General features: G+C 65.5%; 28 protein-coding genes. 14 read left to right on the top strand and 14 right to left on the bottom strand.

Annotation, left to right across the window (positions count from 1 at the left end; genetic code table 11):
- Nucleotides 1-81 precede the first annotated feature (81 nt).
- On the top strand, nt 82-1,224 hold the full coding sequence (gene earP / locus JQX08_RS00855) for an elongation factor P maturation arginine rhamnosyltransferase EarP (RefSeq protein ID WP_204914029.1): 1,143 nt from the start codon (nt 82-84) through the stop codon (nt 1,222-1,224).
- 34 nt (nt 1,225-1,258) lie between these two features.
- Nucleotides 1,259-1,834, top strand: a complete 576-nt coding sequence (gene efp, locus JQX08_RS00850; protein WP_204914028.1) for an elongation factor P — start codon at nt 1,259-1,261, stop codon at nt 1,832-1,834.
- A 57-nt stretch (nt 1,835-1,891) separates the two neighbouring features.
- Here the strand turns inward: efp and JQX08_RS00845 are convergent, their stop codons facing one another.
- Nucleotides 1,892-2,320, bottom strand: coding sequence for an organic hydroperoxide resistance protein (locus tag JQX08_RS00845; RefSeq protein WP_204914027.1), 429 nt, complete (start codon nt 2,318-2,320; stop codon nt 1,892-1,894).
- Between the two features lie 144 nt (nt 2,321-2,464).
- Nucleotides 2,465-2,902, bottom strand: a complete 438-nt coding sequence (locus JQX08_RS00840; protein ID WP_204914025.1) for a MarR family winged helix-turn-helix transcriptional regulator — start codon at nt 2,900-2,902, stop codon at nt 2,465-2,467.
- 143 nt (nt 2,903-3,045) lie between these two features.
- On the opposite strand from JQX08_RS00840, the gene JQX08_RS00835 reads away from it, so the two are divergent.
- The gene (locus tag JQX08_RS00835) at nt 3,046-3,549 is read left to right on the top strand and encodes an RDD family protein (RefSeq protein WP_204914023.1); all 504 of its coding nucleotides are present in this window, start codon (nt 3,046-3,048) and stop codon (nt 3,547-3,549) included.
- A gap of 12 nt (nt 3,550-3,561) precedes the next feature.
- Here JQX08_RS00835 and JQX08_RS00830 read toward each other — a convergent pair whose 3' ends face one another.
- The gene (locus JQX08_RS00830) at nt 3,562-4,416 is read right to left on the bottom strand and encodes a LysR family transcriptional regulator (RefSeq protein WP_204914021.1); all 855 of its coding nucleotides are present in this window, start codon (nt 4,414-4,416) and stop codon (nt 3,562-3,564) included.
- 97 nt (nt 4,417-4,513) lie between these two features.
- Between JQX08_RS00830 and JQX08_RS00825 the strand changes: the two genes are divergently transcribed.
- From JQX08_RS00825 to JQX08_RS00810, 4 genes are read left to right on the top strand one after another with little or no spacing between them, the layout of a single operon-like run.
- The gene (locus tag JQX08_RS00825; RefSeq protein WP_204914019.1) at nt 4,514-4,747 is read left to right on the top strand and encodes a DUF1127 domain-containing protein; all 234 of its coding nucleotides are present in this window, start codon (nt 4,514-4,516) and stop codon (nt 4,745-4,747) included.
- Nucleotides 4,748-4,764: 17 nt separating this feature from the next.
- Nucleotides 4,765-5,256, top strand: coding sequence for a DUF3291 domain-containing protein (locus JQX08_RS00820; RefSeq protein WP_204914017.1), 492 nt, complete (start codon nt 4,765-4,767; stop codon nt 5,254-5,256).
- A 16-nt stretch (nt 5,257-5,272) separates the two neighbouring features.
- Nucleotides 5,273-6,208: a DMT family transporter gene (locus tag JQX08_RS00815; protein ID WP_204914015.1), complete on the top strand. Its 936-nt coding sequence runs from the start codon at nt 5,273-5,275 to the stop codon at nt 6,206-6,208.
- Between the two features lie 30 nt (nt 6,209-6,238).
- Entirely contained in the window at nt 6,239-7,450 is a 1,212-nt protein-coding gene (locus JQX08_RS00810; RefSeq protein ID WP_204914013.1) for a winged helix-turn-helix domain-containing protein, read from the top strand.
- A gap of 207 nt (nt 7,451-7,657) precedes the next feature.
- On the opposite strand, the gene JQX08_RS00805 is transcribed toward JQX08_RS00810, so the two are convergent.
- From JQX08_RS00805 to JQX08_RS00790, 4 genes are all read right to left on the bottom strand, one after another.
- A complete protein-coding gene (locus JQX08_RS00805) occupies nt 7,658-9,004 on the bottom strand; it encodes a class II 3-deoxy-7-phosphoheptulonate synthase (protein WP_204914011.1) in 1,347 nt (448 codons plus the stop codon).
- 166 nt (nt 9,005-9,170) lie between these two features.
- A complete protein-coding gene (locus JQX08_RS00800) occupies nt 9,171-9,902 on the bottom strand; it encodes a sulfite exporter TauE/SafE family protein (RefSeq protein WP_204914009.1) in 732 nt (243 codons plus the stop codon).
- A gap of 149 nt (nt 9,903-10,051) precedes the next feature.
- Nucleotides 10,052-10,837, bottom strand: a complete 786-nt coding sequence (locus tag JQX08_RS00795) for an SDR family NAD(P)-dependent oxidoreductase (RefSeq protein WP_204914007.1) — start codon at nt 10,835-10,837, stop codon at nt 10,052-10,054.
- Nucleotides 10,834-12,171 carry a flavin-containing monooxygenase gene (locus JQX08_RS00790; RefSeq protein WP_204914005.1) on the bottom strand — a complete coding sequence of 446 codons (1,338 nt, stop codon included), beginning with the start codon at nt 12,169-12,171 and terminating at the stop codon, nt 10,834-10,836. The genes JQX08_RS00795 and JQX08_RS00790 overlap by 4 nt, the downstream gene beginning before the upstream one ends.
- A gap of 150 nt (nt 12,172-12,321) precedes the next feature.
- On the opposite strand from JQX08_RS00790, the gene JQX08_RS00785 reads away from it, so the two are divergent.
- Complete coding sequence (locus JQX08_RS00785) at nt 12,322-13,071, top strand: spermidine synthase (RefSeq protein ID WP_204915303.1); 750 nt, start codon at nt 12,322-12,324, stop codon at nt 13,069-13,071.
- Between the two features lie 177 nt (nt 13,072-13,248).
- A complete protein-coding gene (locus JQX08_RS00780; protein WP_204914004.1) occupies nt 13,249-15,408 on the top strand; it encodes a methyl-accepting chemotaxis protein in 2,160 nt (719 codons plus the stop codon).
- Between the two features lie 80 nt (nt 15,409-15,488).
- On the opposite strand, the gene JQX08_RS00775 is transcribed toward JQX08_RS00780, so the two are convergent.
- Nucleotides 15,489-16,280 (bottom strand): crotonase/enoyl-CoA hydratase family protein, encoded by a 792-nt coding sequence (locus JQX08_RS00775; protein ID WP_204914002.1) that lies wholly within the window; start codon nt 16,278-16,280, stop codon nt 15,489-15,491.
- A 357-nt stretch (nt 16,281-16,637) separates the two neighbouring features.
- Between JQX08_RS00775 and JQX08_RS00770 the strand changes: the two genes are divergently transcribed.
- Nucleotides 16,638-18,323 carry a DEAD/DEAH box helicase gene (locus JQX08_RS00770; RefSeq protein ID WP_430472486.1) on the top strand — a complete coding sequence of 562 codons (1,686 nt, stop codon included), beginning with the start codon at nt 16,638-16,640 and terminating at the stop codon, nt 18,321-18,323.
- A 57-nt stretch (nt 18,324-18,380) separates the two neighbouring features.
- Here JQX08_RS00770 and JQX08_RS00765 read toward each other — a convergent pair whose 3' ends face one another.
- The 4 genes from JQX08_RS00765 to JQX08_RS00750 all read right to left on the bottom strand — a co-directional run bounded on the left by JQX08_RS00765 (nt 18,381) and on the right by JQX08_RS00750 (nt 21,948).
- Nucleotides 18,381-19,148, bottom strand: a complete 768-nt coding sequence (locus JQX08_RS00765) for a DODA-type extradiol aromatic ring-opening family dioxygenase (RefSeq protein WP_204913998.1) — start codon at nt 19,146-19,148, stop codon at nt 18,381-18,383.
- 146 nt (nt 19,149-19,294) lie between these two features.
- Nucleotides 19,295-20,185, bottom strand: coding sequence for a protease HtpX (htpX, locus tag JQX08_RS00760; protein WP_204913996.1), 891 nt, complete (start codon nt 20,183-20,185; stop codon nt 19,295-19,297).
- A gap of 94 nt (nt 20,186-20,279) precedes the next feature.
- Complete coding sequence (locus JQX08_RS00755) at nt 20,280-20,720, bottom strand: hypothetical protein (protein WP_204913994.1); 441 nt, start codon at nt 20,718-20,720, stop codon at nt 20,280-20,282.
- 16 nt (nt 20,721-20,736) lie between these two features.
- A complete protein-coding gene (locus JQX08_RS00750) occupies nt 20,737-21,948 on the bottom strand; it encodes a pyridoxal phosphate-dependent aminotransferase (protein WP_204913992.1) in 1,212 nt (403 codons plus the stop codon).
- A gap of 176 nt (nt 21,949-22,124) precedes the next feature.
- Between JQX08_RS00750 and msrB the strand changes: the two genes are divergently transcribed.
- From msrB to JQX08_RS00730, 4 genes are all read left to right on the top strand, one after another.
- Nucleotides 22,125-22,520: a peptide-methionine (R)-S-oxide reductase MsrB gene (msrB, locus tag JQX08_RS00745; protein ID WP_204913990.1), complete on the top strand. Its 396-nt coding sequence runs from the start codon at nt 22,125-22,127 to the stop codon at nt 22,518-22,520.
- A 106-nt stretch (nt 22,521-22,626) separates the two neighbouring features.
- Complete coding sequence (locus JQX08_RS00740) at nt 22,627-23,112, top strand: glutathione peroxidase (RefSeq protein WP_204913988.1); 486 nt, start codon at nt 22,627-22,629, stop codon at nt 23,110-23,112.
- Complete coding sequence (locus JQX08_RS00735; protein WP_204913986.1) at nt 23,109-23,576, top strand: MarR family winged helix-turn-helix transcriptional regulator; 468 nt, start codon at nt 23,109-23,111, stop codon at nt 23,574-23,576. Before JQX08_RS00740 ends, JQX08_RS00735 begins: the two co-directional genes overlap by 4 nt.
- A 93-nt stretch (nt 23,577-23,669) precedes the next feature.
- Nucleotides 23,670-24,560, top strand: coding sequence for a DUF815 domain-containing protein (locus JQX08_RS00730; RefSeq protein WP_204913984.1), 891 nt, complete (start codon nt 23,670-23,672; stop codon nt 24,558-24,560).
- A 40-nt stretch (nt 24,561-24,600) separates the two neighbouring features.
- Here the strand turns inward: JQX08_RS00730 and JQX08_RS00725 are convergent, their stop codons facing one another.
- Together JQX08_RS00725 and JQX08_RS00720 are read right to left on the bottom strand one after the other, a co-directional pair.
- Entirely contained in the window at nt 24,601-25,278 is a 678-nt protein-coding gene (locus tag JQX08_RS00725) for a glutathione S-transferase family protein (protein WP_204913982.1), read from the bottom strand.
- Nucleotides 25,279-25,308: 30 nt separating this feature from the next.
- On the bottom strand, nt 25,309-26,076 hold the full coding sequence (locus JQX08_RS00720) for a hypothetical protein (RefSeq protein ID WP_204913981.1): 768 nt from the start codon (nt 26,074-26,076) through the stop codon (nt 25,309-25,311).
- Between the last annotated feature and the right edge of the window lie 213 nt (nt 26,077-26,289).

The raw sequence follows: 26,289 nt of genomic DNA, 5'->3' as shown, positions 1-26,289 counted from the left end.
TTTGCTTTCTGGAGTCCGACACGGGTCGCCACTGCCACAGTGCGGTGGTACAGATGTCGGCGTGCACGTCTGGAGCCGGCAATGAAAGCCACCTGGGACATCTTCTGCAGCGTCGTCGACAACTATGGCGACATTGGTGTGACCTGGCGTCTCGCTCGCCAGCTGGTGGCCGAGCACGAGCAGGGCGTGCGTCTGTGGGTGGATGATCTGCAGGCCTTCGCGCGCCTGTGTCCGCAAGCCGACCTCGCTGCCGAGCGCCAGTGGCAGCACGGCGTCGAGGTGCGCCACTGGCCGGCCGAGTGGCAGCCGGTCGAGGCTGCCGACGTGGTGATCGAGGCGTTCGCCTGTCATCTGCCTCCTGTCTATGTCGCGGCGATGGCCGCCAAGGGGCAGGTGCTGTGGCTGAACCTGGAATACCTCAGCGCCGAGGACTGGGTGGGCGGCTGCCACGGCCTGCCGTCGCTGCAGGCCAGCGGGCTGGCTAAGTACTTCTTCTTTCCTGGCTTCAGCCGCGACACCGGCGGCCTGCTGCGCGAAGCCGGCCTACTCGCACGGCGCCAGGCTTTTCAGACCGATCCTGAAGCGCGTCGGGCGTTCCTCGCCGAGCTCGGGGTGCAGCTGCAACCCGGTGCGCGGCTGATCTCGCTGTTCGCCTATGAGAATGCCGCGCTGGCCGGCTGGCTCGATGCCCTGGCGGCCGGCGCCACACCGACCCAGCTGCTGGTGCCGCAAGGACGCATCCTTGCCGATCTGCAGGCCTGGCTGAAGCTCGACGAACTGGCGGTGGGCGGCAGCTGGCGGCGCGGTAACGTGCAAGTCCATGTCTTGCCATTCGTGCGGCAGGAACAGTACGACCTGCTGCTGTGGAGCTGCGACTTCAATGCGGTGCGTGGCGAGGATTCGTTCGTGCGTGCGCAGTGGGCAGGGCGGCCGCTGCTCTGGCACATCTATGAGCAGGACGAGCACGCGCACTGGGACAAGCTCCAGGCGTTTCTCGATCGTTATCGGCAAGGCCTGTCACCGGCTGCCGACGCTGCACTGGCTGGTTTGTGGCGCGCCTGGAACGCCGGCGAGGGCATGGCCGACAGCTGGTCGGCCTGCCTGCAAAGCTGGCCGGAGCTGAGCGAGCACGCCGAGCACTGGTGCACCGAACAGGCCGCCCAGTCCGATCTTGCCGCGACGCTGGTGCTGTTTTACCGAAATTGGATATCATGCGCGGCCTAGAAATTCGTATCTCCATCTAAATCCGGATATTCGTATGAAAACCGCACAAGAAATGAAGCCCAACAGTGTGGCCCTGATCGACGGTCAACCTTGGCTGATCCAGAAAGCCGAGTTCACCAAGTCCGGTCGTAACAGCGCCATCGTCAAAATGAAGCTGAAGAACCTGATCAACGGCTCGAAGACCGAGACCGTTTACAAGGCCGACGACAAGATGGAGCCGGTGATCCTCGAGCGTAAGGAAGTGACCCTGTCCTACATCAGCGGTGACGACTACGTGTTCATGGATCCGGAGTACAACTCCTACGAGCTGCGCGCCGACGATCTGGAAAGCGTTCTGCCGTTCATCGAAGAAGGCATGACCGACATCTGCGAAGCCGTGTTCTTCGAAGGCAAAGTCATCTCCGTTGATCTGCCGACCACCATCGTGCGTCAGATCACCTACACCGAAAACTCCGCGCGTGGCGACACCTCGGGCAAGGTGATGAAGCCGGCCAAGCTGAGCAACGGTACCGAAGTCAAAGTCGCTGATTTCTGCAACATCGACGACTGGATCGAAATCGATACCCGCGACGGCTCCTACAAAGGCCGTACCCAGGCACCGCAGGCCTAAGCCTCTAGTGCAAGAAAAAGCCCGGCATCGCCGGGCTTTTTCGTTTCTGCGGTTTGCTCAGACGCTAACGTTCAGGCGCACGTCGATGTTGCCGCGGGTGGCGTTGGAGTACGGGCAGACCTGGTGGGCAGCGGCGACCAGCTCTTCGGCGGCGGCCTGGTTGAGCCCCGGCAGGCTGATGTTCAGTTGCACTTCCAGGCCGAAACCGCCGGGGATCTGGCCAATGCCGACGTTGCCGGTGATCGAGGCGTCGGCCGGGAAGGCTTGTTTCTTCTGGCTGGCGACGAACTTCAGGGCGCCGATGAAGCAGGCCGAGTAACCGGCGGCGAACAGCTGTTCCGGGTTGGTTGCTTCGCCGCCTTGGCCGCCGAGTTCGCGCGGGGTGGTCAGTTTCACGTCCAGGTAGCCGTCCGAAGAAACGGCACGGCCGTCGCGGCCCCCAGTGGCGGTAGCGGTGGCGGTGTAGAGCGCTTTGATGGCTTGCATGGCGGTATCTCCAGAATAGTTGTGCGGTAATGATTTGCGCGCTAACTAAGTGCGTGGAGCGAAAGTTAGACGCAAATTAGTTAGTGCGCAAGATAATCTTTGGAAGAGTTTGCGATAAACGCAGTGCTAGCGAGGCATAAGGCTCTAAATGGCGCTTTGCAGATTGCTGCGCAGGTCGACCAGCTCTTCCTTGAGCTCCTGAAGCTCGGGCAGTTTCTGGCCGGTGGCCTTGAAGATACAGGCAGGAATGGCCGCGGCCTGTTCCTCCAGGGCGCGGCCCTTGGCGGTCAGGCGCAGCTCCACGACGCGCTCGTCGGCGCTGCTGCGAGTGCGGTTGAGCAGGCCTTCCGCTTCCAGGCGCTTGAGCAGCGGAGTCACTGAGCCAGGGTCGGTGAGCAGGCGCTGGCTCAGCTCACCGACGGTGATGCCGTCCTCTTCCCACAGCACCAGCATCGCCAAGTATTGAGGGTAGGTGAGGTTTAGCGCCTGGAGCAGGGGCTTGTAGACCTTGGTCATCGCCAACGAAGTCGAATAAAGGGCGAAGCACAGTTGATTGGCGAGGCGTAGCTGATCGTGAGCCATGGTGGCCTCCGCAATGGGTATAGCGATTACGTTAGCGCGCATGACTACTGCGTTCAAAGGTTTTGCGCAAAGCCGGGCGCTTGCCCGGCCACGGCGGCCTCCGGCATGCTCGGCGCTGACCCTCACACGCAAGGAGCGCACCCATGAGCGAAGTCGAAAATCCCTATCAGACCCCCGTGGCCGACCTGCATACCGATTCCAGCGCGCCGCCGTTGGCCGCGCGCGGCTCGCGGCTCGGCGCGGTGCTGATCGACAGTTTGCTGATGAGCGTGCTGACCGTGCCGGTGTTGTATCTGATCGGCTTCTACGAGGGGCTCGACGAAGGCAAGCAGCCGAGCCTCGGCCTGCAGTTGGCCGGTGCATTGTTCGGCATGGTGGTGTTTTTGCTGCTCAACGGCCATCTGCTGCGACGCTATGGCCAGACCATCGGCAAGCGGCTGCTGAAGATCGCCATCGTCGACCTCAACGGCGACACCCCGGCCTGGCTGCCGATGTACCTCAAGCGCTACCTGGTCTGGGGGCTGCTGGTCTACATCCCTTACATCGGTGGGCTGCTGGTGCTGGTCGATTGCCTGTTCATCTTCCGTGGCGACCGGCGCTGCCTGCATGATCTGCTCGCCGGCACCCGCGTCGTCGCGGTGCCTTGAACACCACGGCGATCAGAGACGGAAGCCCTCGGCGATGTGCTCGGCGAGGGTTTCCGTGACTTCGCTCTGGCTGGCCTGATTGCGCAGCAGGACGATGCTGGTCAGCGGTAGCGTCGGCAAGCCTTCGGCTGCGCCGATGATGCGCATGTCCGGGGTGATCAGGCTCTGCAGCTGGGCGGTGACCGCCAGGCCGGCACTGACCACGGCAAAGATCGCCGACAGGCTCGGGCTGGTATAGGCGATGCGGTACTCGCGCTCCATGGCGTCCAGCGCGTTGCAGGCCCAGGCGCGGCAGAAGCAATCCACGTTGAACATCGCCAACGGCATCGGCGTCTGCTCGTGCGGGCTGAAGCCGATCGCTTCGGCCCACACGAAACGTTCCTGACGCAGCAGCTGGCCAATCTCCTTGCCCGGCTCGCGGGTGACGATGGTCAGGTCGAGGTCCTGGCGCTGCAGCAGCATGAACGACGGCTCGCAGTGCACCTCGACCTGCACCAGCGGGTAGGCCTGGGCGAAGCGCGAGAGGATGCCCGGCAGAAAACGCATGACGTAGTCGTCCGGCGTGCCGATGCGCACCACACCGACCATGTGCGGCTCGCGCAGGGTGCTCAGCACTTCGCCGTGCAGCTTGAGGATGCGGCGCGCGTAACCGAGCAGCACCTGGCCCTCTGGCGTCAGGCGCACCTGGCGGCCGTCGCGCTCGAACAGCGAGCGCCGCACCACGTCATCTTCGAGGCGCTTCATCTGCATGCTCACCGCCGACTGGGTGCGGTTGACCACCTCGGCGGCGCGAGTAAAACCGCCGTTATCGGCAATGGCGACGAAGCTGCGCAGCAGTTCGGTATCGATGCTCGGATACTGGGCCATTCATCAATCTCCAAGATGGCTTGCATAAGAAACATTCGTTGGATTGATCTTAAGCCCGCCGCGACACTAGCGCCATCCCCACCTGGAGGGCGGTGAAATGAAAGGACAACGCGGCTTCATCGATACCCTGCAACTCCCCGCGGCCCCGCGCGTATCCGGTCACTGGTGGCGCGCGTTGCGTCTGCAACTGCGGCGCTGGACGGAGCTGGCGCGGCAACGTCGGCAACTGGCCATGCTCAGTGACTATCAACTCAAGGACATCGGCTTGAGTCGGGCGGATATCATGGAAGAGAGCGACCGGCCATTCTGGGACGATCCCCTGAAACCCTGAGCGCACAAGGAAGCACCATGCAGGCGACTTATCACCTTGCACAGATCAACATCGCGAAAGCCCGCGAGCTGCTCGACCACCCGCTGTTGAGCGGCTTCGTGGCGCAACTCGACACCATCAACGCGCTCGCCGAGCGTAGCCCCGGATTCGTCTGGCGGCTGCAGACCGAGGAGGGCGACGCTACCTCGATTCAGGCCTTCGACGATCCGCAGATCATCGTCAACATGTCGTTGTGGACATCATTCGAAGCGCTCAAGGACTACGTCTACAGCGGCGACCACCTGGCTGTGCTGCGCCAGCGCGCGAGCTGGATGGAGAAACTGGCGACGCCCAGCCTGGCGCTGTGGTGGCTGCCGGCCGGCACGCTGCCCAGCGTCGACGATGGCAAGCGTGCGCTGCGCCTGCTCGCCGAGCAGGGCCCCAGTGCCGCGGCGTTCACTTTTGCCCGGTCGTTTGCCGCGCCCGGGGCGGCTGAGTCTGATTCCCTGATCCTCACGTTGGAGCACTGATGTTGGCGGCAATTTCATGATGCCGGTGCGCAAGAGCGCCGACCCGTTCCTGTTTCAGTTCATGTTCGGCCTCTGTGCGATCTGGGGCTTCCAGCAGGTCGCGATCAAGCTGGCGGCGCCGGATATCGCGCCGATGCTGCAGGTCACTCTGCGCTCGGCGATTGCCGCGCTGCTGGTCGGCGTGCTGCTGCTCTGGCGCGGTGAGGCGCGTGGCCGCCTGCGCGCGACCTGGTCCGGCGGCACGCTGGCTGGCGTGCTGTTCGCCCTGGAGTTCTTCTTCATCGCCCTGGGCCTGCGTTACACCTCGGCCTCGCACATGGCGGTGTTCCTCTATACCGCGCCGATCTTTTCCGCGCTCGGCCTGCACTGGCTGCTGCCCAGCGAACGGCTGCGCGCGTTGCAGTGGCTGGGCATCGGCGTGTGTTTCGCCGGCATCGCGCTGGCCTTTGGCGGTGGCGGCGGCTGGGGCGGGCTGGCCTCAGAGACGCTGCTTGGCGACCTGTTCGGCCTGTGTGCTGGTGCGGCGTGGGGCGCGACCACCGTGGCGGTGCGCAAGTCGCGGCTGTCCGAGGCGCCGCCGACCCTGACCCTGTTCTACCAACTGGCCGTCGCCACTTTGCTGCTGTTCGTCTATGTGGCCGCCAGTGGTCAGCTCGGCCCGGTGCGCTGGACGCCGATCGCCATCGGCAGCGTGCTGATGCAGGGGGTGGTGGTGTCGTTCCTCAGTTACTTCGCCTGGTTCTGGCTGTTGCGCCGCTACCTGGCGTCGAACATGGCGGTGTTTTCCTTCATGACCCCATTGTTCGGGGTCAGCTTCGGCGTACTGGTGCTCGACGAGCCGCTGAGCCTGAACTTCATCGGCGGCGCGGTACTGGTGCTGCTTGGCATCACCCTGGTCAGCGGCGAGACCTGGTTGCGCAATCGCTTGGCCGGCGCCGGGCGTGTGCCTTAGGGTAGGGCATCGTCCGTTCGAGGTTGCGCCATGCCCACCGTCGAGTCGTTGTCGCTGCAACAAGCCCGTCGCCTGGCACTGAGCGCGCAAGGTTTCGGCCGGCGGGTGCCAAAGCAGGTCAAGGCAAACCACCTCTCGCAGCTGATCGAGCAGCTGGGCGTGGTGCAGATCGACTCGGTGAATGCCTTGGTGCGCTCGCACTACCTGCCGCTGTTCTCCCGCCTCGGCGACTACCCCCAGGCGCTGCTTGAGCAGATCGCCTGGGGGCCACGGCGCAGTCGCAAACTGTTCGAATACTGGGGCCACGAGGCCTCGTTGCTGCCGCTGGAGCTCTATCCGCTGCTGCGTTGGCGCATGCGCCGGGCGGCCAACGGGCAGGGCATCTACCCGCAGCTGGCGCGTTTCGGGCGCGAACAGCAGGACGTGGTGCAACGGGTCCTGCAGACCGTGCGCGAGCAAGGCGCGCTGGGTGCCGGCAGCCTGAGCACCCGCGAGGAGCGCGCGGGGCCCTGGTGGGACTGGAGCGCGGAGAAGCATGCGCTGGAGTGGCTGTTCGCTGCGGGCGAAGTGACGGTCGCCGGGCGGCGCGGCTTCGAGCGCCTCTACGATCTACCCGAGCGGGTGCTGCCGGCGGAGTTGCTCAATGGTCACGAGCCGGACGAGGCAGCCGCACAGCGCCAGCTGCTGTTGCGCGCGGCAACCAGCCTGGGGGTGGCGACCGCCCAGGACCTGCGCGACTACTTCCGCCTCGACCTGCGCGACACCCGCCAGCGCCTGGTCGAGCTGGTGGAGAACGGCGAACTGGTCGAACTGCGTGTGCAGGGCTGGAACCAGCCGGCCTACAGCGCCGGCGAGCCCCGGGTGCTGCGGCGCCTGCACGCCAGCGCTTTGCTGTCGCCGTTCGACTCGCTGGTCTGGGAGCGCGAGCGCACCGAGCGTTTGTTCGATTTTCGTTATCGCCTGGAAATCTACACGCCGCCGCACAAGCGGGTGTACGGCTACTACGTGTTGCCGTTCCTGCATGGCGAACGCATTGCTGCGCGCGTCGACCTGCGCGCCCAGCGGGCGCACAACCGGCTGGCGGTGCATGCGGTGCACGAGGAGGCGCGGGGGCTGGACGAGGAGGGTCTGCTCGCGTTGGCTGGGCAATTGCGCGCATTGGCGGATTGGCTGGGGTTGGCGCATGTCCAGCTGAATTGCACGCGGGCCGGCGGTGCGCGGTTGAAGCCGTTACTGGGCTAGCGGGGCGGCGATTGCCGTCGGTGCCTGGGTATAGGGGGCGCTGGTGGGCCTGGGACGGTAACGCCAGCGTCTACGGGACGATTTCTGGGTCCCCGCCTGAGCGGGGACGACGGGGGCGTGAGCACAGCGCACTACCTCACCCCGTCATTCCCGCGCAGGCGGGAATCCAGCGGCCGGCAACATCATCCCCGGTCGTCAGGCCAAGGCCTAGCGGCGAACCTGCTTGAGGGTCTCGGCGATCATGAACGCCAGCTCCAGCGACTGGTCGGCGTTCATCCGCGGGTCGCAATGGGTGTGGTAGCGGTCGGACAGGCCGTCCTCGGTGATCGGCCGCGAGCCGCCGATGCACTCGGTGACGTTCTGCCCGGTCATCTCGATGTGGATGCCACCGGCGTAAGTACCCTCGGCCTGGTGCACGTCGAAGAACTGCCGCACTTCGCGGAGGATCTGCGCGAAATCGCGGGTCTTGTAGCCACTCGAGGCCTTGATGGTGTTGCCGTGCATGGGGTCGGAACTCCACAGCACCTGGCGGCCGTTTTCCTTCACCTTGCGCAGCAGTTTCGGGAAGTTCGCTTCGACCTTGTCGGCACCCATACGCACGATCAGGTTGAGGCGGCCTGGGTCGTTGTCCGGGTTGAGGATGTCGATCAGGCGGATCAGCTCGTCTGGGTCCATGCTCGGGCCGACTTTCACGCCGATCGGGTTGCCGACGCCGCGCAGGAACTCGACGTGCGCGCCGTCCAGCTGGCGGGTACGGTCGCCGATCCACAGCATGTGCGCCGAGCAGTCGTACCAGCCGCCGGTGAGGCTGTCCTTGCGCACGAAGGCCTGCTCGTAGTTGAGCAGCAGCGCCTCGTGGGCGGTGAAGAAGCTGACTTCGCGCAGTTGCGGCGAGGTGTCCAGGCCGCAGGCACGCATGAACGCCAGGGTCTCGTCGATGCGGTCGGCGAGCTGGCTGTAGCGCTCGGCCAGCGCCGAGTTGGCGATGAAGTCGAGGTTCCACTTGTGCACTTCGTGCAGGTCGGCGAAACCGCCCTGAGCGAAGGCGCGCAGCAGGTTCAGGGTGGCGGTGGCCTGGTGGTAGGCCTGCAGCAGGCGCTGCGGGTCCGGCACGCGGCTGGCGGGGTCGAAGCCGATGCCGTTGACGATATCGCCGCGGTAGGCCGGCAGGGTCACGCCGTTGATGGTCTCGTCGTTGGCCGAGCGCGGCTTGGCGAACTGACCGGCCATGCGCCCGACTTTCACCACCGGGCAGCCGGCGGCGAAGGTCATGACGATCGCCATCTGCAGCAGCACCTTGAAGGTGTCGCGAATCTTCAGCGTGGAGAACTCGGCGAAGCTCTCCGCGCAGTCACCGCCCTGGAGCAGGAAGGCGCGGCCCTGGGTGACCTCGGCGAACTGGCGGCGCAGCTCACGCGCTTCGCCGGCGAACACCAGCGGCGGGAAGCTCGCCAGGGTGCGTTCGACTTCGCTGACGCGGGCGGCGTCCGGGTAGATAGGTTGTTGCTGGATCGGCTTGTCTCTCCAGCTTTCGGGGCTCCAGGCTTGGCTCATCACGGACTCGATTCGGCAGTGTTCTAGGAATGTCCGCATGGTAACTCATCGCCGCCACGGCTGGCTGCCGATGGCGGTGATAGCCAGGCTGTATCAATGCCTCGGCGCTTGGCTCGCCTGGAGTGGCGAGCGATGCGTAACCCCTCCGACGAGCAGTGACGCCGGCTTAGGCGCGCCAGGCGAGCAGCGCTCCGGTGACGCACAGCAGCAGGTAGATGCCGATGCGAAAGTGCTGTTCGGCGACGCGGTGGTGCAGGCGCTCGCCGAGCAGCACGCCGACGGCCAGCAGCGGCAGGTAGGCGGCGATGTGTGGCAGCGCGGGCGTCAGGCTGCCCTTGGCCAGGAACGCCAGGGTCAGCAGGCTGTTGAGGCTGAACCAGACGCACACCAGAGTGGCGCGAAAGCGTGCCTTGTCCAGTTCGGTGGCGGCCAGGGCGTAGACCAGCAGCGGCCCGCCGGAGGCGAACAGGCCGTGGGTGATGCCGGCGGCGCCGATCTGCAGGCGGGTCATCCACAGCGGCGGCTGCGCGGCGGCCTTGTTCTGGCCCATGCGCAGCAGTTCGCGCACGGCGAACCAGACGATCAGCACGCCGAAGCCCTGCTTCAGCGAGGCGTCGCTGAGCCATGGGCTGAGGACGACCCCGGCCACGGTGCCGAGCGCCATGCACGGCAGGATCAGGCCGAGCAGCAGGCGGCGGTCGATGTGCTGGCGCAGCTTCCAGGTCAGGTAGCCGCTCATGAAGATGTTCAGTGCCACCAGCACCGGCAGCATGTCCTTGATCGGTAGCACCAGGGCGCCAAGCGACAGGGCGATCACCACGCTGCCGAAGCCGGTCATGGCCTCCAGGGTGTAGGCGAGGAAGATGAAGGCGCCGAGTAGCAGCCAGGGGTCGAGCATGGTCAGTGTCCTTGGACGGGCGATGGTGTAGGGCGGAGTGATCAGCGAGCGCGACGAACTCGGCGTGGCCTGCTTATCGCGAATGAATTCGCTCCTACGGGTTGTTGATGGCGCCGTAGTAGCGGATTGCTCCGCAATCGGGGCTGGAGTCAGTGCGGTAGTTCACCCGCGAAGCGGCGGCTCATCTGCCCGTAGTAGAAGCCCGGGGCGATGCGCCAGAGCAGGCTGGCCAGCCTGCTGCCGCGATCCGGGAACAGCCGTTCGCGGCCGGCGGCATCGGCCTGCAGAATCTGCTCGGCCATCCACTCGGCGCCGCGCACCTTGCCGATGGTCGAGCGCGCATGGCCGGCGGGCTGGCCGTCGGCGCCGAGCGCGTGGCGTTCGATGCTGGTGTCGAGAAAGCTCGGGTAGACCAGCAGCAGGCCGATGCCGTCCTGGCTCAGTTCGGCGCGCAGCACCTCGAAGAACTGGCTCAGCGCCCCCTTTGCCGCGCAATAGCCGGCGCGGCCGAGCACCGGCAGCCAGCCGGCCATCGAGCCGATGGTGACGATCCGGCCCTGGCTCTGGCGCAGCAGCGGCAGGGCGGCGAGGCTCAGCTCCACCGGTGCCTGGTAGTCCACCGCCATGACCTTGCGGAACACCGCCGGGTCGGTGCGCGTGGCGGGCGAGCGGTGGGTGATGCCGGCGTTGTTGATCAGCAGGTCGAGGCGCCCGAAGCGCTCGCGGCAACGCTCGAGCAGGCGCTGCTGCAGCTGCGTGTCGGTGATGTCGCCGGCGACGGCGGAGACGCGTTCGTCACCCAGCTCGCGGACCCGCTGGGCGAGCAGCGTGTCGTCGATATCGGTGAGCAGTAACTGATCGCCACGCGCGTGGCAGCTGCGCGCCAGCGCCCAGCCGAGGCCGTTGGCGGCCCCGGTGATCAGGGTGACGCTCATGGCTGCGCGACTGGGTGGAGCGCGGCGCTACTGGCCGCGGGCAGGCCGGCGGCCAGTTCCTGGCTGTGCTGCTTAATGCTGGCGCGGTAGCTGTCCTTATGCACGTAGTAGGCCATGCGCTCGAGGTCCAGGTAGTCGTAGCCGCCGTCGAGGCGGATGCCGGCGCGCTCGCGCTTGAGCGCCTTGAAGCGCTGCGCCGCATCGCTGCCGCTCTGCAGCTGGCGGATGTAACGGGCGACCAGTTCGGCCTGCTCGTCACGGCCCTGCCAGCCGAGGCCGGACGCCTCGACCATGCCCATCATGAACAGGTCGTCGTACTCCGGGTGGAACACGTTGAGGTACAGCTGTGGCGCACCGGCGCGCTGCGGCCAGTTGAGGTGGGCGCGGTCGATGAACGGGTAGTCCAGCTTGTAGCCGGTACCCATCAGGATCAGGTCGTACTCGGCCTGCTCGCCGTCGGTGAAGGTCACCTGCTTGCCGTCGATCTTGGCGATGTCGCGGCGCGCCTTGATGTCGCCGTGGCCGAGGTGGTGCAGGACCAGCGAGTTCATCACCGGGTGCGATTCGTAGAGCTTGTAGTCGGGGTCGGGCAGGCCGTACTGCGACGGCTTGCCGACCAGCGCGCGGACCAGCAGACCGTCGAGCTTTTGCTTGAGCGGGCGCGGCAGCTTGATCGCGCCGCCGAAGGTGTCGGTCGGCTTGCCGAGGATGAATTTGGGCAAGAAGTAGTAGCCACGACGCACCGATAGGTCGACTGAGGCGGCGCGGTGCACCGCGTCGACGGCGATGTCGCAGGCCGAGTTGCCGCAGCCGACCACCAGCACGCGCTTGCCCTCGAACACCGCTGGCGAGCAGTACTCGCTGGAGTGCAGCAGCTCGCCGCCGAACTCGCCGGGCAGACGTGGCAGGTTGGGGGTGTGCAGGGTGCCGTTGGCGATCAGCACGCCGTCGAAGTGCCACTCGCGCTGTTCGCCGGCGCGCTCGCTGGTCAGCTTCCAGCCCTGTTCCAGGCGCTCGACGCTGACCACGCGGGTGTTGAACTGATAGTGCTCGTAGAGGCCGAACTGCTTGGCGTAGTCGCGGAAGTAGCGGCGCATCTCGCTGTGGTGCGGGTACGGCGCGACGTCGGCGCGCATCGGGAATTCGCTGAACTCGGTGGTGCCCTTGGAGGAAATCAGGTGCGCCGATTCGTACATGGTGCTGTGCGGGTTATCGATGTCCCACAGGCCACCGACGTCGCTGTGCAGCTCGAAGCCGACGAAGGGAATGCCGTGCTTGTGCAGCTGCCGGGCAGTGCACAGGCCCATGGGGCCAGCGCCGATAATGGCGTACATAGGGAACCTCGACCGTCTTGTTGGTATGACGGAATTATCCCGTGACCGGGGCCTGCTTCTTCAATGACAATCGGCGCCGATAACCATTGGGCGGTTGGTCGGCGATGTCACGCCGCGTCCGGGAGGAGTTGGTTGGTGTCGCACGAAGACTTGAAAGAAGAGCGCCTGCTGGCCGAAGTGCACGATGCCTTCGGCGTGATCCGCGTGGTCGAGATCGGCGACTACCGGTTCCTCGAGTTCGGTGAGGCCATCGAGCAGAGCTGCGTGTTCACCGCCGATCCGAGCTGGCTGGAGTACGACTACACGCGCGCCATGCTGCTCGCCGCGCTGGCCCATTCGGGTGCGGAAAGCGCGCTGTTCCTCGGCCTCGGCGCCGGCACCCTGACCCAGGCCTGCCTGAAGTTCGTCAGCACTCTGGAAGACGTCGAAGCCATCGAGCTGCGTCCCGAGGTGCCGCGTCTGGCCATCGAGTACCTCGGTCTCGACGACGACCCGCGCCTGACCCTGCGCGTCGGCGACGCTATGGAACTGCTGCCCACCGCCGAGCGTGCCGACCTGATCTTTCTCGACCTGTACACCGACACCGGCCCCGGCGTCGGCCACCTCGCCTGGAACTTCCTCCAAGCCTGTCAGCAGCACCTCAATCCGGGCGGCTGGCTGGTGATCAACCAGTGGGGCACCGACGCTGGTGCGCCGCTGGGCGCCGCGCTGCTGCGCGGTCTGTTCTACCGCCATTACTGGGAGATTCCGGTGAAGGAGGGCAACGTGGTGCTGCTTATTCCCGCCGATCTCGATCAGACCCTCGATGTTGCCGCGCTGAGCGAGCGGGCCCGCGCGCTGGCGCCGCGCCTGGGCTACTCGCTGCAGTCGCTGATCGACGTGATGCGCCCGGCGAGCTGACGCGCTGCACCGCGATCCGCAGCGCTGGGTGGTTTTGGTGCATTTGCCGCGCGCAGCGCCGCCCCGAAGCTGCGGGGTTTCCCGCCGCAGACCCCGCAACCCGCAGGCTAGACGCTCTCTGGCCTGCATATTGCTGAGATGCTGGCTCCTTGATGTCATGTAGTAAGGAGCCCCCGCATGTCTCTTCTGCAAAGTACCGCGATGCACCTGTCGCCCGCCGAGCGCGCCTGGCTGCCCTGGTTCGGCAAGGCCGGCAAGCTGGCGATGTCGCGCGCCTGCTGGCTCAACCGCAGCATCTACCCGCAGGTCGAACGGACCTTCGAGGGCATCGCCCAGACCCGCGTGCGCATCCTGCAGAACTGGGCGCGCGCCAACTGGGAACACATGGCCGAGCTGGCCGCGGCGCTCGGTGACCAGCTCGCCAGTGGCGACGCCAGTCTGCTTGCCGAGAAGCGCCGTCAGGCCGGCGATTTTTCCGAACTGTTCGTCGTCGGACGTGACGGCAAGGTCCTTGCTTCGACCCACGCCGCCCACGTCGGCGCCAGCGATCTGCAGCCGGCGGCGCTGGCCGCCGGGCTCAAGCAGGCGTTCCTGCACGGCCCCTACGTCGACCCGTTGACCCAGGCCATCGGCCCGTCCAGTTCGCGCTTCCACGATGCGGTGACGCTGATGTTCTACCAGCCCATCAAGGTCGCCGGCGAGGTGCAGGGTTGCCTGTGTGGACGGGTGCCGAACGACGTGCTCGGCGACCTGATCCAGCGCGAAGCCGGGCACATCTACCCGGAGTCCGGGGACAACTACCTGTTCATGGTCGAGGCGCGCTTCGACCGGCGTATAGAGCCGGGCACCGCGCTGTCGCGCTCGCGCTTCGAGGACAACACCTTCAGCCACGGCGAGAACCTGAAGAGCGGGGTGAATACCGACTGGGGCGTGGTGCGTGTGCGCGAGCACACCGAGCTGGAGCTGCGCTTCGTCGATCCGGCCACCGGCCAGTTGCACCCCGGGGTGCGCGAAACGATCCGCAACGGCGCCAACCTGTTCGTCACCTATCCCGGCTACTCCGACTACCGGCACATCCCGGTGATAGGCAAGGGCGTGACCTTTGAGCTGCCCGGCTCGCCCGACCGCTGGGGAATGATGTGCGAGGCCGACCTGGAGGAGGTCTACCGGCGTCGTTCGCTGAGCCTCGGGCTGATGAAGACCTATCTCGCCACCGTCACCGTGCTGTTCGCCATCCGCAGCCTGCTCCAGCACTTCAGCGGCCTGCCGTTGTGGGCGCTGGACCTGGTCGACGGCGGCATGCTGCTCGGCGGCGCCTGGTGCTTCGCGACCTTCGGGCCGAAGCGTCTGGCGGCGCGGATGATGGGTATGACCGAGGTGATCCGCACCATCGCCGAAGGCGAGGGCAACCTGCGCCAGCGCCTCGACAGCAGTCGCCTGGTGGCGGACGAGACCGGCGACATGGGCCGCTGGATTAACAGTTTCATCGACAACCTCGACGGCATCGTCGGCCAGGTGATCCAGGCCTCGCTCAGCGTGCGGCAGACCAACGAGGCGATGCTCGACCGCAGCAGCGAGGCGGGCAAGACCACCCGCGAGGTGACCGAGGCGGTGCACCGCATGCTGTTGCTGGTCGAGGAGCAGCTCGGCGAGATCCAGCAGGCCTCGATGACCGCCGAGGAAATGAAGCAGGCGATGGATGAGGTGGTCGAGCGTGCCCGCGAGCGCTTCGCGGTGGTGCGCGCTGGCACCCAGTCGATCCGCGACGTGGTGGCGCGCTCGGCGCGCAGCGTGCAGTCGCTGGACAGTCGCATGGGCGAGATCGGCAACATTGTCGGCCTGATCACCGATATCACCAACCAGACCAACCTGCTGGCCCTCAACGCGGCGATCGAGGCGGCGCGGGCAGGCGAGCACGGACGGGGTTTCGCCGTGGTGGCCGGCGAGGTGCGCACCCTGGCGTCGCGCACGGCCAGCGCGGCGGCGGACATCCGCAGCATGGTCGAGGGCCTGCAGAGCGAGACCCAGGAGGCGGTGGCGTTCATGCAGGAAGGGGTGAAGAACGTCGACAGCAGCCTGCGCATGACCGAGGAAGCGTCCTCGGAAAACCTGCATCTGCACCAGACCGTCGAGCGCATGTTCGAGATCATCCAGCAGCTCAACGAGCGCAGCCTGGACTACGGGCAGAGCATCCGCAGCGTCGACCAGGCCTCCGGGGAGATGGGCGAGACCGTCGGTGTGCTGCACTCCAGCGCCGAGACGGTGCGCCACACGGCGAGCAAACTGCAGCAGCTGGTCGGCCAGTTCCGGGTCAGTTCGACGGCAGTGGCGGCCTGACCCGTAGGAGCGAATTCATTCGCGATAACCGGCAGCTCTGCGTTGCCGCTGTTCGCGAATGAATTCGCTCCTACAGGTTGTCAGCGGCCCTTGAAGTCGCCGGGCCGGCGCTCCTGCATGGCTCGCAGGCCCTCGGCGGCGTCTTCGCTGGCCATTAGCGCCGGCACCTGGGTGGCGAAGCTGGCGATCGCCGCACTTTCGCCTTCGGTGAGCGCCTGGCGGGCCGAGGCGAGGGTCGCCTGGACGCCCAGTGGGGCCTGCTCGGCGATTCGCTCGGCGAGCTGCAGGGCACGCGGCATCAGCTCTTCCGGGGCGACCACTTCCTGGACCAGGCCGAGGCGGTAGGCCTCGAAGGCGTCGAACTGGTCGCCGGTGAGCAGCCAGCGCATCGCATTGCCCCAGCCGGCGATCTTCGGCAGGCGCAGGGTGGCGCCGGCGAACGGGAAGATGCCGCGTTGCACTTCCATCTGCGCGAAGCGCGCATTGCTGGAGCAGAGGTTGATGTCCGAAGCGAGCATCAGCTCGATGCCGACAGTGAAACAGTAACCTTGCGCAGCAACGATCACCGGCTTGCTGACCCGCTGGCCGCCAAAGGTGCCGAACGGGTCGCGGCCCTTGGCCGGGACTTTCCAGCCGGCCGCCAAGCTCGGGCCGATGCTGGGCAGGTCCATGCCGCCGGTGAAGTGCTCGCCGTGGGCGAACACCAGGGCGACCCGCGCGTCGGGGTCGCGCTCGAACTCGCCGTAGGCCAGGCACAGCTCGGTGAGCATCGTCAGGTCGAAGGCGTTGCGTTTGTCGACACGATCCAGGCCAATCAGCAGGAGGTGGCCACGCTTTTCACGGGTGACGCGGCCGCTGGAGCTGTGAGTCATGCCGGCATTTCCTTTGTGTGGGGTGAGGGCGCGAACGCCTTGTATAACGCGGCATTGCAGGGTTTGTCCAAGCCTGCCGCAGATGACCGTCCAGCCGGCTGGGCCGGGATTTTCTGCGCGTGGCCGATTTTTTGCTGTATAGTGCGCGCCGGCCGTAAACCGGTCGCGTTAGAGGTAGTGCAATCTCCCCCGAAGCCTCGCTTCGGCAGCGTGTCCGCTCTGCGGGCTATCCTTGACGATTCACCCATTCACACTTTTCGCAGATCCCCGCCATACAGGCTGCCAGGGTGACCCATCGGGTCGGACACGGCATGCGCAGTCTAGGGCATGGGTCTTTGCGGATTTAGAGGCAGACCCATGACTCAGGTAACCGGCGGCTTCGCCGAGCTCGACCTTCTTCCTTCTATTGTTGCGGCGGTCATCGCCACCGGCTACGAAGAGCCTTCGCCGATCCAGGCGCAAGCGATCCCGATGATCCTCGCCGGCCACGACGTGATCGGCCAGGCGCAGACCGGTACCGGCAAGACCGCGGCCTTCGCGCTGCCGATCCTCAGCCGCATCGACCCGGCCAAGCGTGAGCCGCAAGTTCTGGTGCTGGCGCCGACTCGCGAGCTGGCCCTGCAAGTGGCCACCGCGTTCGAGACCTACTCCAAGCAGATGCCGGGCGTGAACGTCATCGCCGTGTACGGCGGCGCGCCGATGGGCCCGCAGCTCAAGGCGATTCGCCAGGGCGCGCAGATCATCGTCGCCACCCCGGGCCGCCTGTGCGACCACCTGCGCCGCGACGAGAACATGCTGTCCACCGTGCACCACCTGGTGCTCGACGAAGCTGACGAGATGCTCAAGCTCGGCTTCATGGACGACCTGGAAGTGATCTTCAACGCGATGCCGGAAAGCCGCCAGACCGTGCTGTTCTCCGCCACGCTGCCGGCTTCGATCCGTGCCATCGCCGAGCGCCACCTGCGCGAGCCGAAGCACATCAAGATCGCCGCCAAGACCCAGACTGTGACCGCGATCGAGCAGGCCCACCTGATGGTGCATGCCGATCAGAAGATCCCGGCGGTGCTCAGCCTGCTGGAAGTCGAAGACTTCGACGCGCTGATCGCTTTCGTGCGTACCAAGCAGGCCACCCTGGACGTCACCTCGGCCCTCGAAGCCAAGGGCTACAAGGTAGCCGCACTGAACGGCGACATCGCCCAAAACCAGCGTGAGCGCGTCATCGAATCGCTGAAAGACGGTCGTCTCGACATCGTGGTTGCCACCGACGTGGCGGCGCGCGGTCTCGACGTGCCGCGCATCACCCACGTGTTCAACATCGACATGCCGTATGACCCCGAGTCCTACGTGCACCGCATCGGTCGTACCGGCCGTGCCGGTCGCGAAGGCCGTGCGCTGCTGCTGGTGACCCCGCGCGAGCGTCGTATGCTGCAGGTCATCGAGCGCGTGACCGGCCAGAAAGTCGCCGAGGCGCGTCTGCCCAACGCCCAGCAGGTGCTGGATGCGCGTATCCGCAAGCTGACTGCCGGCCTGCAGCCGCTGGTCGCCACCGCCGAGGCTAGCCACGGCGAGCTGCTCGACCGTCTGGTTGCCGACCTGGCGTGCGACCCGCGCGCCCTGGCCAGCGCCCTGCTAGCCAAGGTGACTCAGGGTCAGTCGCTGAGCCTCGCCGAGCTGGAGCGCGAGCAGCCGCTGGTGCCGGGTGGTGGCCCGCAGCGCGAGCGCGCCCCGCGTGGCGAGTTTCGCGAGCGTGACGCCAGTCGTGGTGATCCGCGCGAGCGTCGCGCGCCGATGCCGCTGGGCGAAGGCCGCGTACGTTGCCGTACTGCGCTGGGTCTGCGCGACGGCATCGCCGCCCGCAACTTGCTCGGCGCGATCCTCAACGAAGGCGGCCTGGCCCGCGAAGCGATCGGTCGCATTCAGGTGCGCGAGACCTTCAGCCTGGTCGAGCTGCCGGAAGAAGGCCTCGAGCGTCTGCTCGGCAAGCTGAAGGACACCCGCGTCGGCGGCAAGCAGCTCAAGCTGCGCCGTTATCGCGAGGACTAATCCTCGGCCAAGAAAAAGCCCCGCCATGTGCGGGGCTTTTTCGTTTCCGGGTGGCGCTCAGTCGAAGCGGTAGATGTCCATGCCCAAGGCGCCGAGGGTGAAACCTTGGTGAACCAGGGCGAAGTGCTGGCCGGCACCGCGGGCGAAGTACAGCGGCAGCAGGTGCTCGTCGCTCGGGTGGTTGCGCGCCGCGTGTGGCGCCCGGTTGCGGTAGTCATGCAGCGCCGTTTCGTCGTCGCTGGCCAATTGCTCGACGATCCAGTCGCGGAACTCGCGAGCCCAGGGCTCGACGACTTCCGGTCCGGCGCGCCAGTCCAGTTCGCCGAGGTTGTGGGTGATGCTGCCCGAGCCGATCAGCAGTACGCCGTCTTGCCGCAGGTGTGCCAGGGCCTGCCCCACGCGGGTCTGGAAGGCTGGGCCGAGGCGGCTGGGCAGTGACAGCTGGACGACGGGCACGTCAGCGTCCGGATACATCAGCGACAACGGCACCCAGGTGCCGTGATCGAACGGCCGCTGTGCGTCGAGCCTGGCGGGCAGGCCCTGTTCGCTCAGCAGTTCGGCCACCTGGTGCGCCAGTTCGGGCGCACCGGGGGCGGGGTATTGCACGGCGTAGAGCTCCGCCGGAAAACCACCGAAGTCATGCCAGGTCGCTGGCTGCGCGGCGCTGCTGAGCAACAGTTCAGGGCTTTCCCAGTGCGCGGACACCACCAGGATGACGCGCGGCTTGGGCAGCTCGGCAGCCAGGCGGGCGAGCGCGGGGCCACTCGCGCCGGGTTGCAGGGCGAGCATCGGCGAACCGTGGGAGATGAACAGGCTGGGCAACATGGGGCAGTCCTCGTAAGTCATGCGCTATTGTCCCCAGGCTATCTATCGACAACCAGCATAAATTCTTGGCGATTCCCATCGAATCAGCTGATGGAGTGAGCCATAAAAAAGGCGGCCCGCAGGCCGCCTTTTCAGTTGTGTGCCGATCAGGCTGCGCGACGGCGCAGGGCCTCGATGCGCTGCTCCAGCGGCGGGTGGCTCATGAACAGGCTCTTCAGGCCGTGCTTGATGCCGCCGTTGATGCCGAACGCGGTCAGGCTGTCGGGCATGTGCACCGGCACGCCTTGTTCGGCGCGCAGGCGCTGCAGGGCGTTGATCATCGCTCCGGTGCCGGCCAGGTGAGCGCCTGCTTCGTCGGCGCGGAATTCGCGGCGGCGCGAGAACCACATGACGATTGCGGTGGCGAGGAAGCCGAGTACCAGTTCGGCGACGATGGTCGCGATGTAGAAGGCCGGACCGTTGCCTTCCTCGGTCTTGAACACCACCTTGTCGACGAAGTTGCCGATGATCCGCGCGAAGAACATCACGAAGGTGTTCACCACGCCCTGCACCAGGGCCAGGGTGACCATGTCGCCGTTGGCCACGTGGCCGATCTCGTGGGCCAGCACGGCCTTCACTTCATCCGGCGAGAAGCGCTCGAGCAGGCCCTGGCTGACTGCGACCAGCGCGTCGTTCTTGTTCCAGCCGGTGGCGAAGGCGTTTGACTCGTAGGCCGGGAAGATCCCGACTTCCGGCATCTTGATGCCGGCGTCGCGGGACAGCTCTTCGACGGTCTGCAGCAGCCATTGTTCGTGACGGGTGCGCGGCTGGCTGATGATCTGGGTGCCGGTGCTCATCTTCGCCATCCACTTGGAGATGAACAGCGAGAACAGCGAGCCGGCGAAGCCGAACACGGCGCAGAACACCAGCAGCTGCTGCAGGTTGAGATCGACGCCGTTGGCTGCCATGAACCCGTTGAAGCCGAACAGGCTGAGGGTGATGCTGGCGATCAGCACCACCGCCAGGTTGGTAGCCAGGAACAGCAGGATGCGCATCATGGTGTAAAGCTTCTCCTCACGGCGAGAGACAGAGTTATTTTGCTATGCGGGCTATATAAGGGTTGCCCCGAGCCCGTTCAACCGAGCGACTATTTCAAGCTATGTCGCTAGCGCCGTCGAACAGCAGTCGCGCCAGGCGGGCGACCCGCTCGCTGTGCCCGCTGGCGATGGCTTCGCGCAGCTGATGAGCGAGGCTGGCACACACGCGGCGCACGCTGGCGGGGAGGGGCTCGTCGTCGCGGACTGCATGCGGCAGCCCGCGCGACAGGCGCAGGAAGCCCTTCTCGCTGAGTACCGCCTGGTCCAGTGCGTCGTACTGGATGGTTGATTCATAGCGCAGATAACCCTCGTCGGCCAGCCACAGCAGCGCGCCCAGGCAACTCTGGTGGCGCTTGCTGGGCAAGCCGAACTCGTCGGGTTCTTCGCGGCCGATCAGGTCTTCGACATACAGCGCGATCTTGCGCGGGAAGGCCTGGTAGAGCGCCAGCAGGCCGGCGGCGCAGTCCTTGTAGAAGTCGTCGATCTGCAGGTCCATGCGGGCGCCGTCGCGATTACTGGCTGTAGGTCTTGAGGAAGTTGCCGATGCGCCCGATGGCCTGCTCGAGGTCGTCGACGCGCGGCAGGGTGACCACGCGGAAGTGGTCCGGCCACGGCCAGTTGAATGCTGTGCCCTGGACAACCAGCAGCTTCTCGGAGAGCAGCAGGTCGAGGACGAATTTCTCGTCGTTGTGGATCGGGCAGACCTTCGGGTCGATCTTCGGGAAGGCGTACAGCGCGCCCATCGGCTTGACGCAGCTGACCCCAGGGATGTCGTTGAGCAGTTCCCAGGCGCGGTTGCGCTGCTCGAGCAGGCGGCCGTTGGGCAGCACCAGGTCATTGATGCTCTGGTAGCCGCCGAGCGCGGTCTGGATTGCATGCTGGCTTGGCACGTTGGCGCACAGGCGCATGTTGGCGAGGATATCCAGGCCTTCGATGTAGCTCTGCGCCTTGTGCTTCGGCCCGGAGATCGCCACCCAGCCGGAGCGGAAGCCGGCGACCCGGTAGGACTTGGACAGCCCGTTGAAGGTCAGGCACAGCACGTCCGGGGCCAGCGAGGCGGTGGAGATGTGCTGGGCTTCGTCGTAGAGGATCTTGTCGTAGATCTCGTCGGAGAACACCACCAGGTTGTGCTGGCGCGCCAGTTCGACGATATCCAGCAGCACTTCCTTGGAGTACACCGCGCCGGTCGGGTTGTTCGGGTTGATCAGTACCAGCGCCTTGGTGTTGCTGGTGATCTTCGCCTTCATGTCGGCGATGTCCGGGAACCAGCCGGCCTGCTCGTCGCACAGGTAGTGCACCGGCTTGCCGCCGGCCAGCGCCACCGCGGCGGTCCACAGCGGGTAGTCCGGGGCGGGGATCAGCACCTCGTCGCCGTTGTTGAGCAGCGCCTGCATGGCCATCACGATCAGCTCGGACACTCCGTTACCGAGGTAGATGTCCTCGATGCCGACGCCTTCCACCTGCTTCTGCTGGTAGTACTGCATCACCGCCTTGCGCGCGCTGAACAGGCCCTTGGAGTCGCTGTAGCCCTGCGCGGTCGGCAGGTTGCGGATCACGTCCTGGAGAATCTCGTCGGGCGCTTCGAAGCCGAACGGCGCCGGGTTGCCGATGTTCAGCTTGAGAATGCGTTGACCTTCTTCTTCCAGGCGCTTGGCGTGTTTGAGCACCGGGCCGCGGATGTCGTAGCAGACGTTGGCGAGCTTGTTGGATTTGCTGACCTGCATAGGAGAGTCCTGAATGAACGAACGCCGCAGAAATGGCTGGTAAAGAGTCAGCTGGAGGCGGCTTGGCAGCCTGTAACGCGGGTGACAGACTGGCGGCTTAAGAGTGCGGCAATCATACGTGCGGGCCGGGGCATGGAAAAGGTACCGGCTGGCTTTTTTGATCATGAGGTAAGCCAATGGAAAAGCTCGAAAAACCCCTGGAAGAATGGCGTGACGAACTGTCCGACACGCAATTCCATGTCTGCCGTCTGGGCGGTACGGAGCGCGCGTTCACCGGCGAGTATTACGCGACGAAAACCCCCGGCATTTACCACTGTGCCTGCTGCGCGACGGCACTGTTCGATTCCGACGCCAAATACGATTCCGGCAGCGGCTGGCCGAGCTATTTCCAGCCGGTGTCCGAGCAGGCGATCGCCAGCAAGGAAGACTTCAGTCACGGCATGCACCGTATCGAGGTGAAGTGCGCCAAGTGCGACGCGCACCTGGGGCATGTGTTCCCGGACGGCCCGGCGCCGACCGGCCTGCGCTACTGCATCAATTCGGCGTCGCTGAAGCTCGTGCCGAAGGCCTGAGCAAGGGCTCGCCCGGGTGGCGGGCCTTTTTCTTGATGAAAAAGATTGTGTGCAATTTAATTGCTGGCTATTTTGTTGGCTCCTTCACCAATCAGGACCTGCATTCATGAGCGCGTCGCTTCTCGATATCCCGTGCGCCACCATCAAGGGCGAACAGAAAACCCTCGGCGACTTTGGCGCCAAGGCGCTGCTGGTGGTCAACACCGCGAGCAAATGCGGCTTCACTCCGCAGTACGAGGGGCTGGAAAGCCTGTGGCAGGAGTACAAGGACAAGGGCCTGGTGGTGCTCGGCTTTCCGTGCAATCAGTTTGGCAAGCAGGAGCCGGGTGACGAGGGGGCGATCAGTCAGTTCTGCGAACTGAACTTCGGGGTGAGCTTCCCGCTGTTCAAGAAGATCGACGTCAACGGCGCCAACGCCCACCCGCTGTACGTGCAGTTGAAGAAACGCGCCCCCGGCCTGCTCGGCAGCCAGGCGATCAAGTGGAACTTCACCAAGTTCCTGCTCGACGCCGAAGGCCGTGAGATCAAGCGTTTCGCGCCGACCACCAAGCCGGAAGCGCTGCACGCCGAGATCGAAGCGCTGCTGAAATGAGCGATCTGCCGGCGGAACTGACCTCGCTGCAGCTCGACGAACAGCTGTGTTTCAAGCTGTACGCTGCCTCGCGCGCGGTGATCCGTGGTTACAAGCCGATGCTCGAAGCCCTCGGGCTGACCTACCCGCAGTACCTGGCGATGCTGGTGCTGTGGGAGTGGCGCGATGTGCCGCCGGCCCAGCCGACGGTGAAGGCGCTGGGCGAACGCCTGCAGCTCGATTCGGGAACTCTCACGCCGTTGCTCAAGCGCCTGCAGCAGCTCGGCCTGGTCGAGCGGCGCCGTGCAGTGCACGACGAGCGAGAGGTGCACCTGCATTTGAGTGAGGTGGGAGCGGCGCTGCGTGATCGGGTGCCGCCGCTCAAGGCCCGTCTGCTGTGCGACAGCAGCGTCGGCCTCGAAGAGCTGCGCGGCTTACGCAGTCAACTGGGCACGTTGCTCGATCGTTTGTTGGCTGCGTCCTAGAGCGCGGCGTTGGCGTGGAGTGCGGGTTGTCCCGTGCGCCTGCGCTGGCATAATCGGCGCTCGCCCGCCCATTCGAGTTATCAGGAGCGCACCGTGGACGCCCGCTGGACTACCTTTCTTGATCGTGCCGAGGCCGTCCTGGCTCGTCTGGAACCCTTGTTGCCGAGCCTGCGCGTGGCCATCGACTGGCGCGAGTGTCTGGCGGCGCGCTGGCATCGCGAGGGCCACAACGGCTATCTGCAGCCGCTGCAGGTCAGCCTCGACATGCGCCTCGACGACCTGCTTGGCGTCGATCGGCAGCGCGACCAGCTGGCGCGCAATACCCGCCAGTTCGTCGATGGCCTGCCCGCCAACCACGCCCTGCTTTGGGGCGCGCGCGGTACCGGCAAGTCGTCGCTGGTCCGCGCGTTGCTGGCCGAGCATGCCGGTGCCGGCCTGCGCCTAATCGAGATCGAGCGGGATCATCTGGCCGACCTGCCGCGGGTCGTCGAGCAACTGGCCAAGCTGCCGCAGCGCTTCGTGCTGTTCTGCGATGACCTGTCGTTTGAGGCGGGCGAGGGCGACTACCGGGTCCTGAAGAGCGTGCTCGACGGCTCGCTGGAGCGCGCGCCGGACAACGTGCTGCTGTATGCCACCTCCAACCGTCGCCACCTGGTGCCGGAAAAGCAGAGCGACAACGAGAACTGGCAGATGGTCGACGGCGAGCTGCATCCCAATGAGGCGGTGGAGGACAAGATCGCGCTGTCCGATCGCTTCGGGCTTTGGCTGTCGTTCTATCCGTTCAGCCAGGAGCACTTCCTTGACGTGGTGCGCCACTGGGTCGGCGTGCTGGCTGCGCCGACCGGCCTGCGTTGGGCGTGGGACGAGGCGCTGGAGAAGGAGGCGATTCGCTGGGCGCTGGGGCGCGGCAACCGCAACGGTCGCTGTGCCTACCAGTTCGCCCGCTATTGGGTGGGGCTGAAACTGCTCGAACCCGGCGCCTGATTGGCCTGCAAGAAGAAGCCCGGCAAATACCGGGCTTTTTTCATGGGGCGGTGCTGAGGAACTTGCTGCGAATCTTGGCGACCGTCGCCTGCTCGCCGGGTAGCAGGTTCTGCACGCTGTCGCGCTGCTCGATGCGCGCGACCAGGGCGGCCAGGGCCGGCCAGCGCTGTGCATCCAGGCGCTCGCCGCCATGCGCCATGTTGATCAGCTGACAGGCGATGGCCAGGTCGGCGATGCTCAGGCGGTTGCCGACGAAATACTCGGCCTGGCCCAGGGTCTTCTCCAGGTAGTCGAAATGCGGTGGCAGCTTCTCGTGCAAGGCAGTTTGCACGATCTGCTCGTCGCAGCTCTGCCCCAAGGTCGGCTTGACGATGCGATTGCGGAACACGCAGAAGGTCGCCAGGGGCCCCAGTTCGTAGTCGGCGTATTTTTCCAGCCAGCGAATCCGCGCTGTTTCCTGGGCATCTCGGCCGTACAGCGGTGTGCTTTCGGGATACTGGGCTTCCAGGTACTGGCAGATGACGCTGGAGTCGGCGAGGGTGAAATCGCCGTCGCGCAGCGCAGGGATGCGCCCCAGTGGGCTCATGTCGCGAAACCAGTCGGCTTTTTCGCCAGGCATGGTCATCTCATGCTGATAGGCGAGGCCTTTCTCGGCGAGGCACAGGCGCAGCTTGCGGACGAACGGGGAGAGTGGCGCGCCGTAGACGGTGAGGGTCATGTCGTGGGTTCCTGTGCGGGAGGCGGGCGATCAGTCGTAGATCTGCTTCTTCTTCCAATCGTCGCTGTCCAGCGACTTGAGACCGTCGGTCAACTCATTGGTGTCGTCCGCGGCGGGTTTGCCGGTGTCGAGCACCATCGCGTTGGCGCGCGCCAGCTGCATTTCCAGGCGCTGCAGTTCGGTTTCGTAGGGGGTAGGGTCCGGCAGCTTGCGCAGATACTGCACGCCGCGCTCGAAAGCCAGGCGCGCCTGGCCCGGCTGATTCTGCTGCAACGCCAGATGCCCCAGGTTGGAGAACAGCTCGACGTTGGTGGTGATCAGCATGCGGCGGATTTCCTGATTCCAGTACTTGGCGTCCTGGGCGGGCAGGGCGCCCTCCTTGGCGGCGCGGCCGATCTGGCCGTGCAGGCTTTCCAGCTGGTAGCGGATGTCCTTGGCCTTGGCGTCGCTGAGGATCTTCTGCGGGGTATTGCTGACCGGGATGGATTCGCCCTGGGCGATTTGCCCGCGCAGCTCCTCCATCTGTTCCTTGAGAGCGGCGTTGTGCTTATCCAGTGGCAGCAGGCGCTCACAGCTCTGCAGCTGCAGCTTGGCCAGCAGCAGTTTCAGTCGCGGCGTCATGTACTGGCCGGGAAGGGCTTCGGAGATGTCGCGGCTGCGCCGCACACGGTCGGTGAACTCGGCTTTCTGGCGGGCACGCTCCAGATTGCGGTTCTCGAGCATGTGGTTGATATAGCCGATGACAATGAGGATGGCGATGCCACCCACGATCAACAAAGTGATAACGAGCGGAGACACCTTGACACCTCTCATTGTTTTTTCGCGAGTGTAGAGTGTTGCTCGCGGCAGTCCTAGTGGGGGTGCTCTTTTTGCCCTGAAGTCGTTGATTTTAAAAATATTTTGAATGAGGGTTGACGAGGTTTCAAAGGCTCCATAGAATGCGCGCCACTTTCAGCGCAAGCCGCAAGGCAAAAACTGAAAGCCGGAAGCAGGCGTTTTAGCTGTTGTAAG

This window comes from Zestomonas insulae (assembly GCF_016901015.1).
In the GTDB taxonomy this organism is placed as follows: Bacteria; Pseudomonadota; Gammaproteobacteria; order Pseudomonadales; family Pseudomonadaceae; genus Aquipseudomonas; species Aquipseudomonas insulae.
The sequence above is the reverse complement of the archived record's forward strand: the minus strand, read 5'-3'. Positions and strand labels throughout refer to the sequence as shown.

Bases quoted from the DNA above. Each gene is read 5' to 3' on its own strand.
- JQX08_RS00835 (WP_204914023.1), top strand. From the start codon at position 3,046: ATGAGCGAAGTCGAAAATCCCTATCAGACCCCCGTGGCCGACCTGCAT.
- JQX08_RS00770 (WP_430472486.1), top strand. From the start codon at position 16,638: ATGACTCAGGTAACCGGCGGCTTCGCCGAGCTCGACCTTCTTCCTTCT.
- JQX08_RS00790 (WP_204914005.1), bottom strand. From the start codon at position 12,171: ATGTACGCCATTATCGGCGCTGGCCCCATGGGCCTGTGCACTGCCCGG.
- earP (WP_204914029.1), top strand. From the start codon at position 82: ATGAAAGCCACCTGGGACATCTTCTGCAGCGTCGTCGACAACTATGGC.
- JQX08_RS00845 (WP_204914027.1), bottom strand. From the start codon at position 2,320: ATGCAAGCCATCAAAGCGCTCTACACCGCCACCGCTACCGCCACTGGG.
- JQX08_RS00750 (WP_204913992.1), bottom strand. From the start codon at position 21,948: ATGCAGGTCAGCAAATCCAACAAGCTCGCCAACGTCTGCTACGACATC.
- JQX08_RS00830 (WP_204914021.1), bottom strand. From the start codon at position 4,416: ATGGCCCAGTATCCGAGCATCGATACCGAACTGCTGCGCAGCTTCGTC.
- JQX08_RS00765 (WP_204913998.1), bottom strand. From the start codon at position 19,148: ATGTTGCCCAGCCTGTTCATCTCCCACGGTTCGCCGATGCTCGCCCTG.
- JQX08_RS00755 (WP_204913994.1), bottom strand. From the start codon at position 20,720: ATGGACCTGCAGATCGACGACTTCTACAAGGACTGCGCCGCCGGCCTG.
- JQX08_RS00800 (WP_204914009.1), bottom strand. From the start codon at position 9,902: ATGCTCGACCCCTGGCTGCTACTCGGCGCCTTCATCTTCCTCGCCTAC.
- JQX08_RS00795 (WP_204914007.1), bottom strand. From the start codon at position 10,837: ATGAGCGTCACCCTGATCACCGGGGCCGCCAACGGCCTCGGCTGGGCG.
- efp (WP_204914028.1), top strand. From the start codon at position 1,259: ATGAAAACCGCACAAGAAATGAAGCCCAACAGTGTGGCCCTGATCGAC.
- JQX08_RS00820 (WP_204914017.1), top strand. From the start codon at position 4,765: ATGCAGGCGACTTATCACCTTGCACAGATCAACATCGCGAAAGCCCGC.
- JQX08_RS00825 (WP_204914019.1), top strand. From the start codon at position 4,514: ATGAAAGGACAACGCGGCTTCATCGATACCCTGCAACTCCCCGCGGCC.
- JQX08_RS00780 (WP_204914004.1), top strand. From the start codon at position 13,249: ATGTCTCTTCTGCAAAGTACCGCGATGCACCTGTCGCCCGCCGAGCGC.
- JQX08_RS00725 (WP_204913982.1), bottom strand. From the start codon at position 25,278: ATGACCCTCACCGTCTACGGCGCGCCACTCTCCCCGTTCGTCCGCAAG.
- JQX08_RS00810 (WP_204914013.1), top strand. From the start codon at position 6,239: ATGCCCACCGTCGAGTCGTTGTCGCTGCAACAAGCCCGTCGCCTGGCA.
- JQX08_RS00840 (WP_204914025.1), bottom strand. From the start codon at position 2,902: ATGGCTCACGATCAGCTACGCCTCGCCAATCAACTGTGCTTCGCCCTT.
- msrB (WP_204913990.1), top strand. From the start codon at position 22,125: ATGGAAAAGCTCGAAAAACCCCTGGAAGAATGGCGTGACGAACTGTCC.
- JQX08_RS00815 (WP_204914015.1), top strand. From the start codon at position 5,273: ATGATGCCGGTGCGCAAGAGCGCCGACCCGTTCCTGTTTCAGTTCATG.
- JQX08_RS00735 (WP_204913986.1), top strand. From the start codon at position 23,109: ATGAGCGATCTGCCGGCGGAACTGACCTCGCTGCAGCTCGACGAACAG.
- JQX08_RS00740 (WP_204913988.1), top strand. From the start codon at position 22,627: ATGAGCGCGTCGCTTCTCGATATCCCGTGCGCCACCATCAAGGGCGAA.
- JQX08_RS00805 (WP_204914011.1), bottom strand. From the start codon at position 9,004: ATGAGCCAAGCCTGGAGCCCCGAAAGCTGGAGAGACAAGCCGATCCAG.
- htpX (WP_204913996.1), bottom strand. From the start codon at position 20,185: ATGATGCGCATCCTGCTGTTCCTGGCTACCAACCTGGCGGTGGTGCTG.
- JQX08_RS00775 (WP_204914002.1), bottom strand. From the start codon at position 16,280: ATGACTCACAGCTCCAGCGGCCGCGTCACCCGTGAAAAGCGTGGCCAC.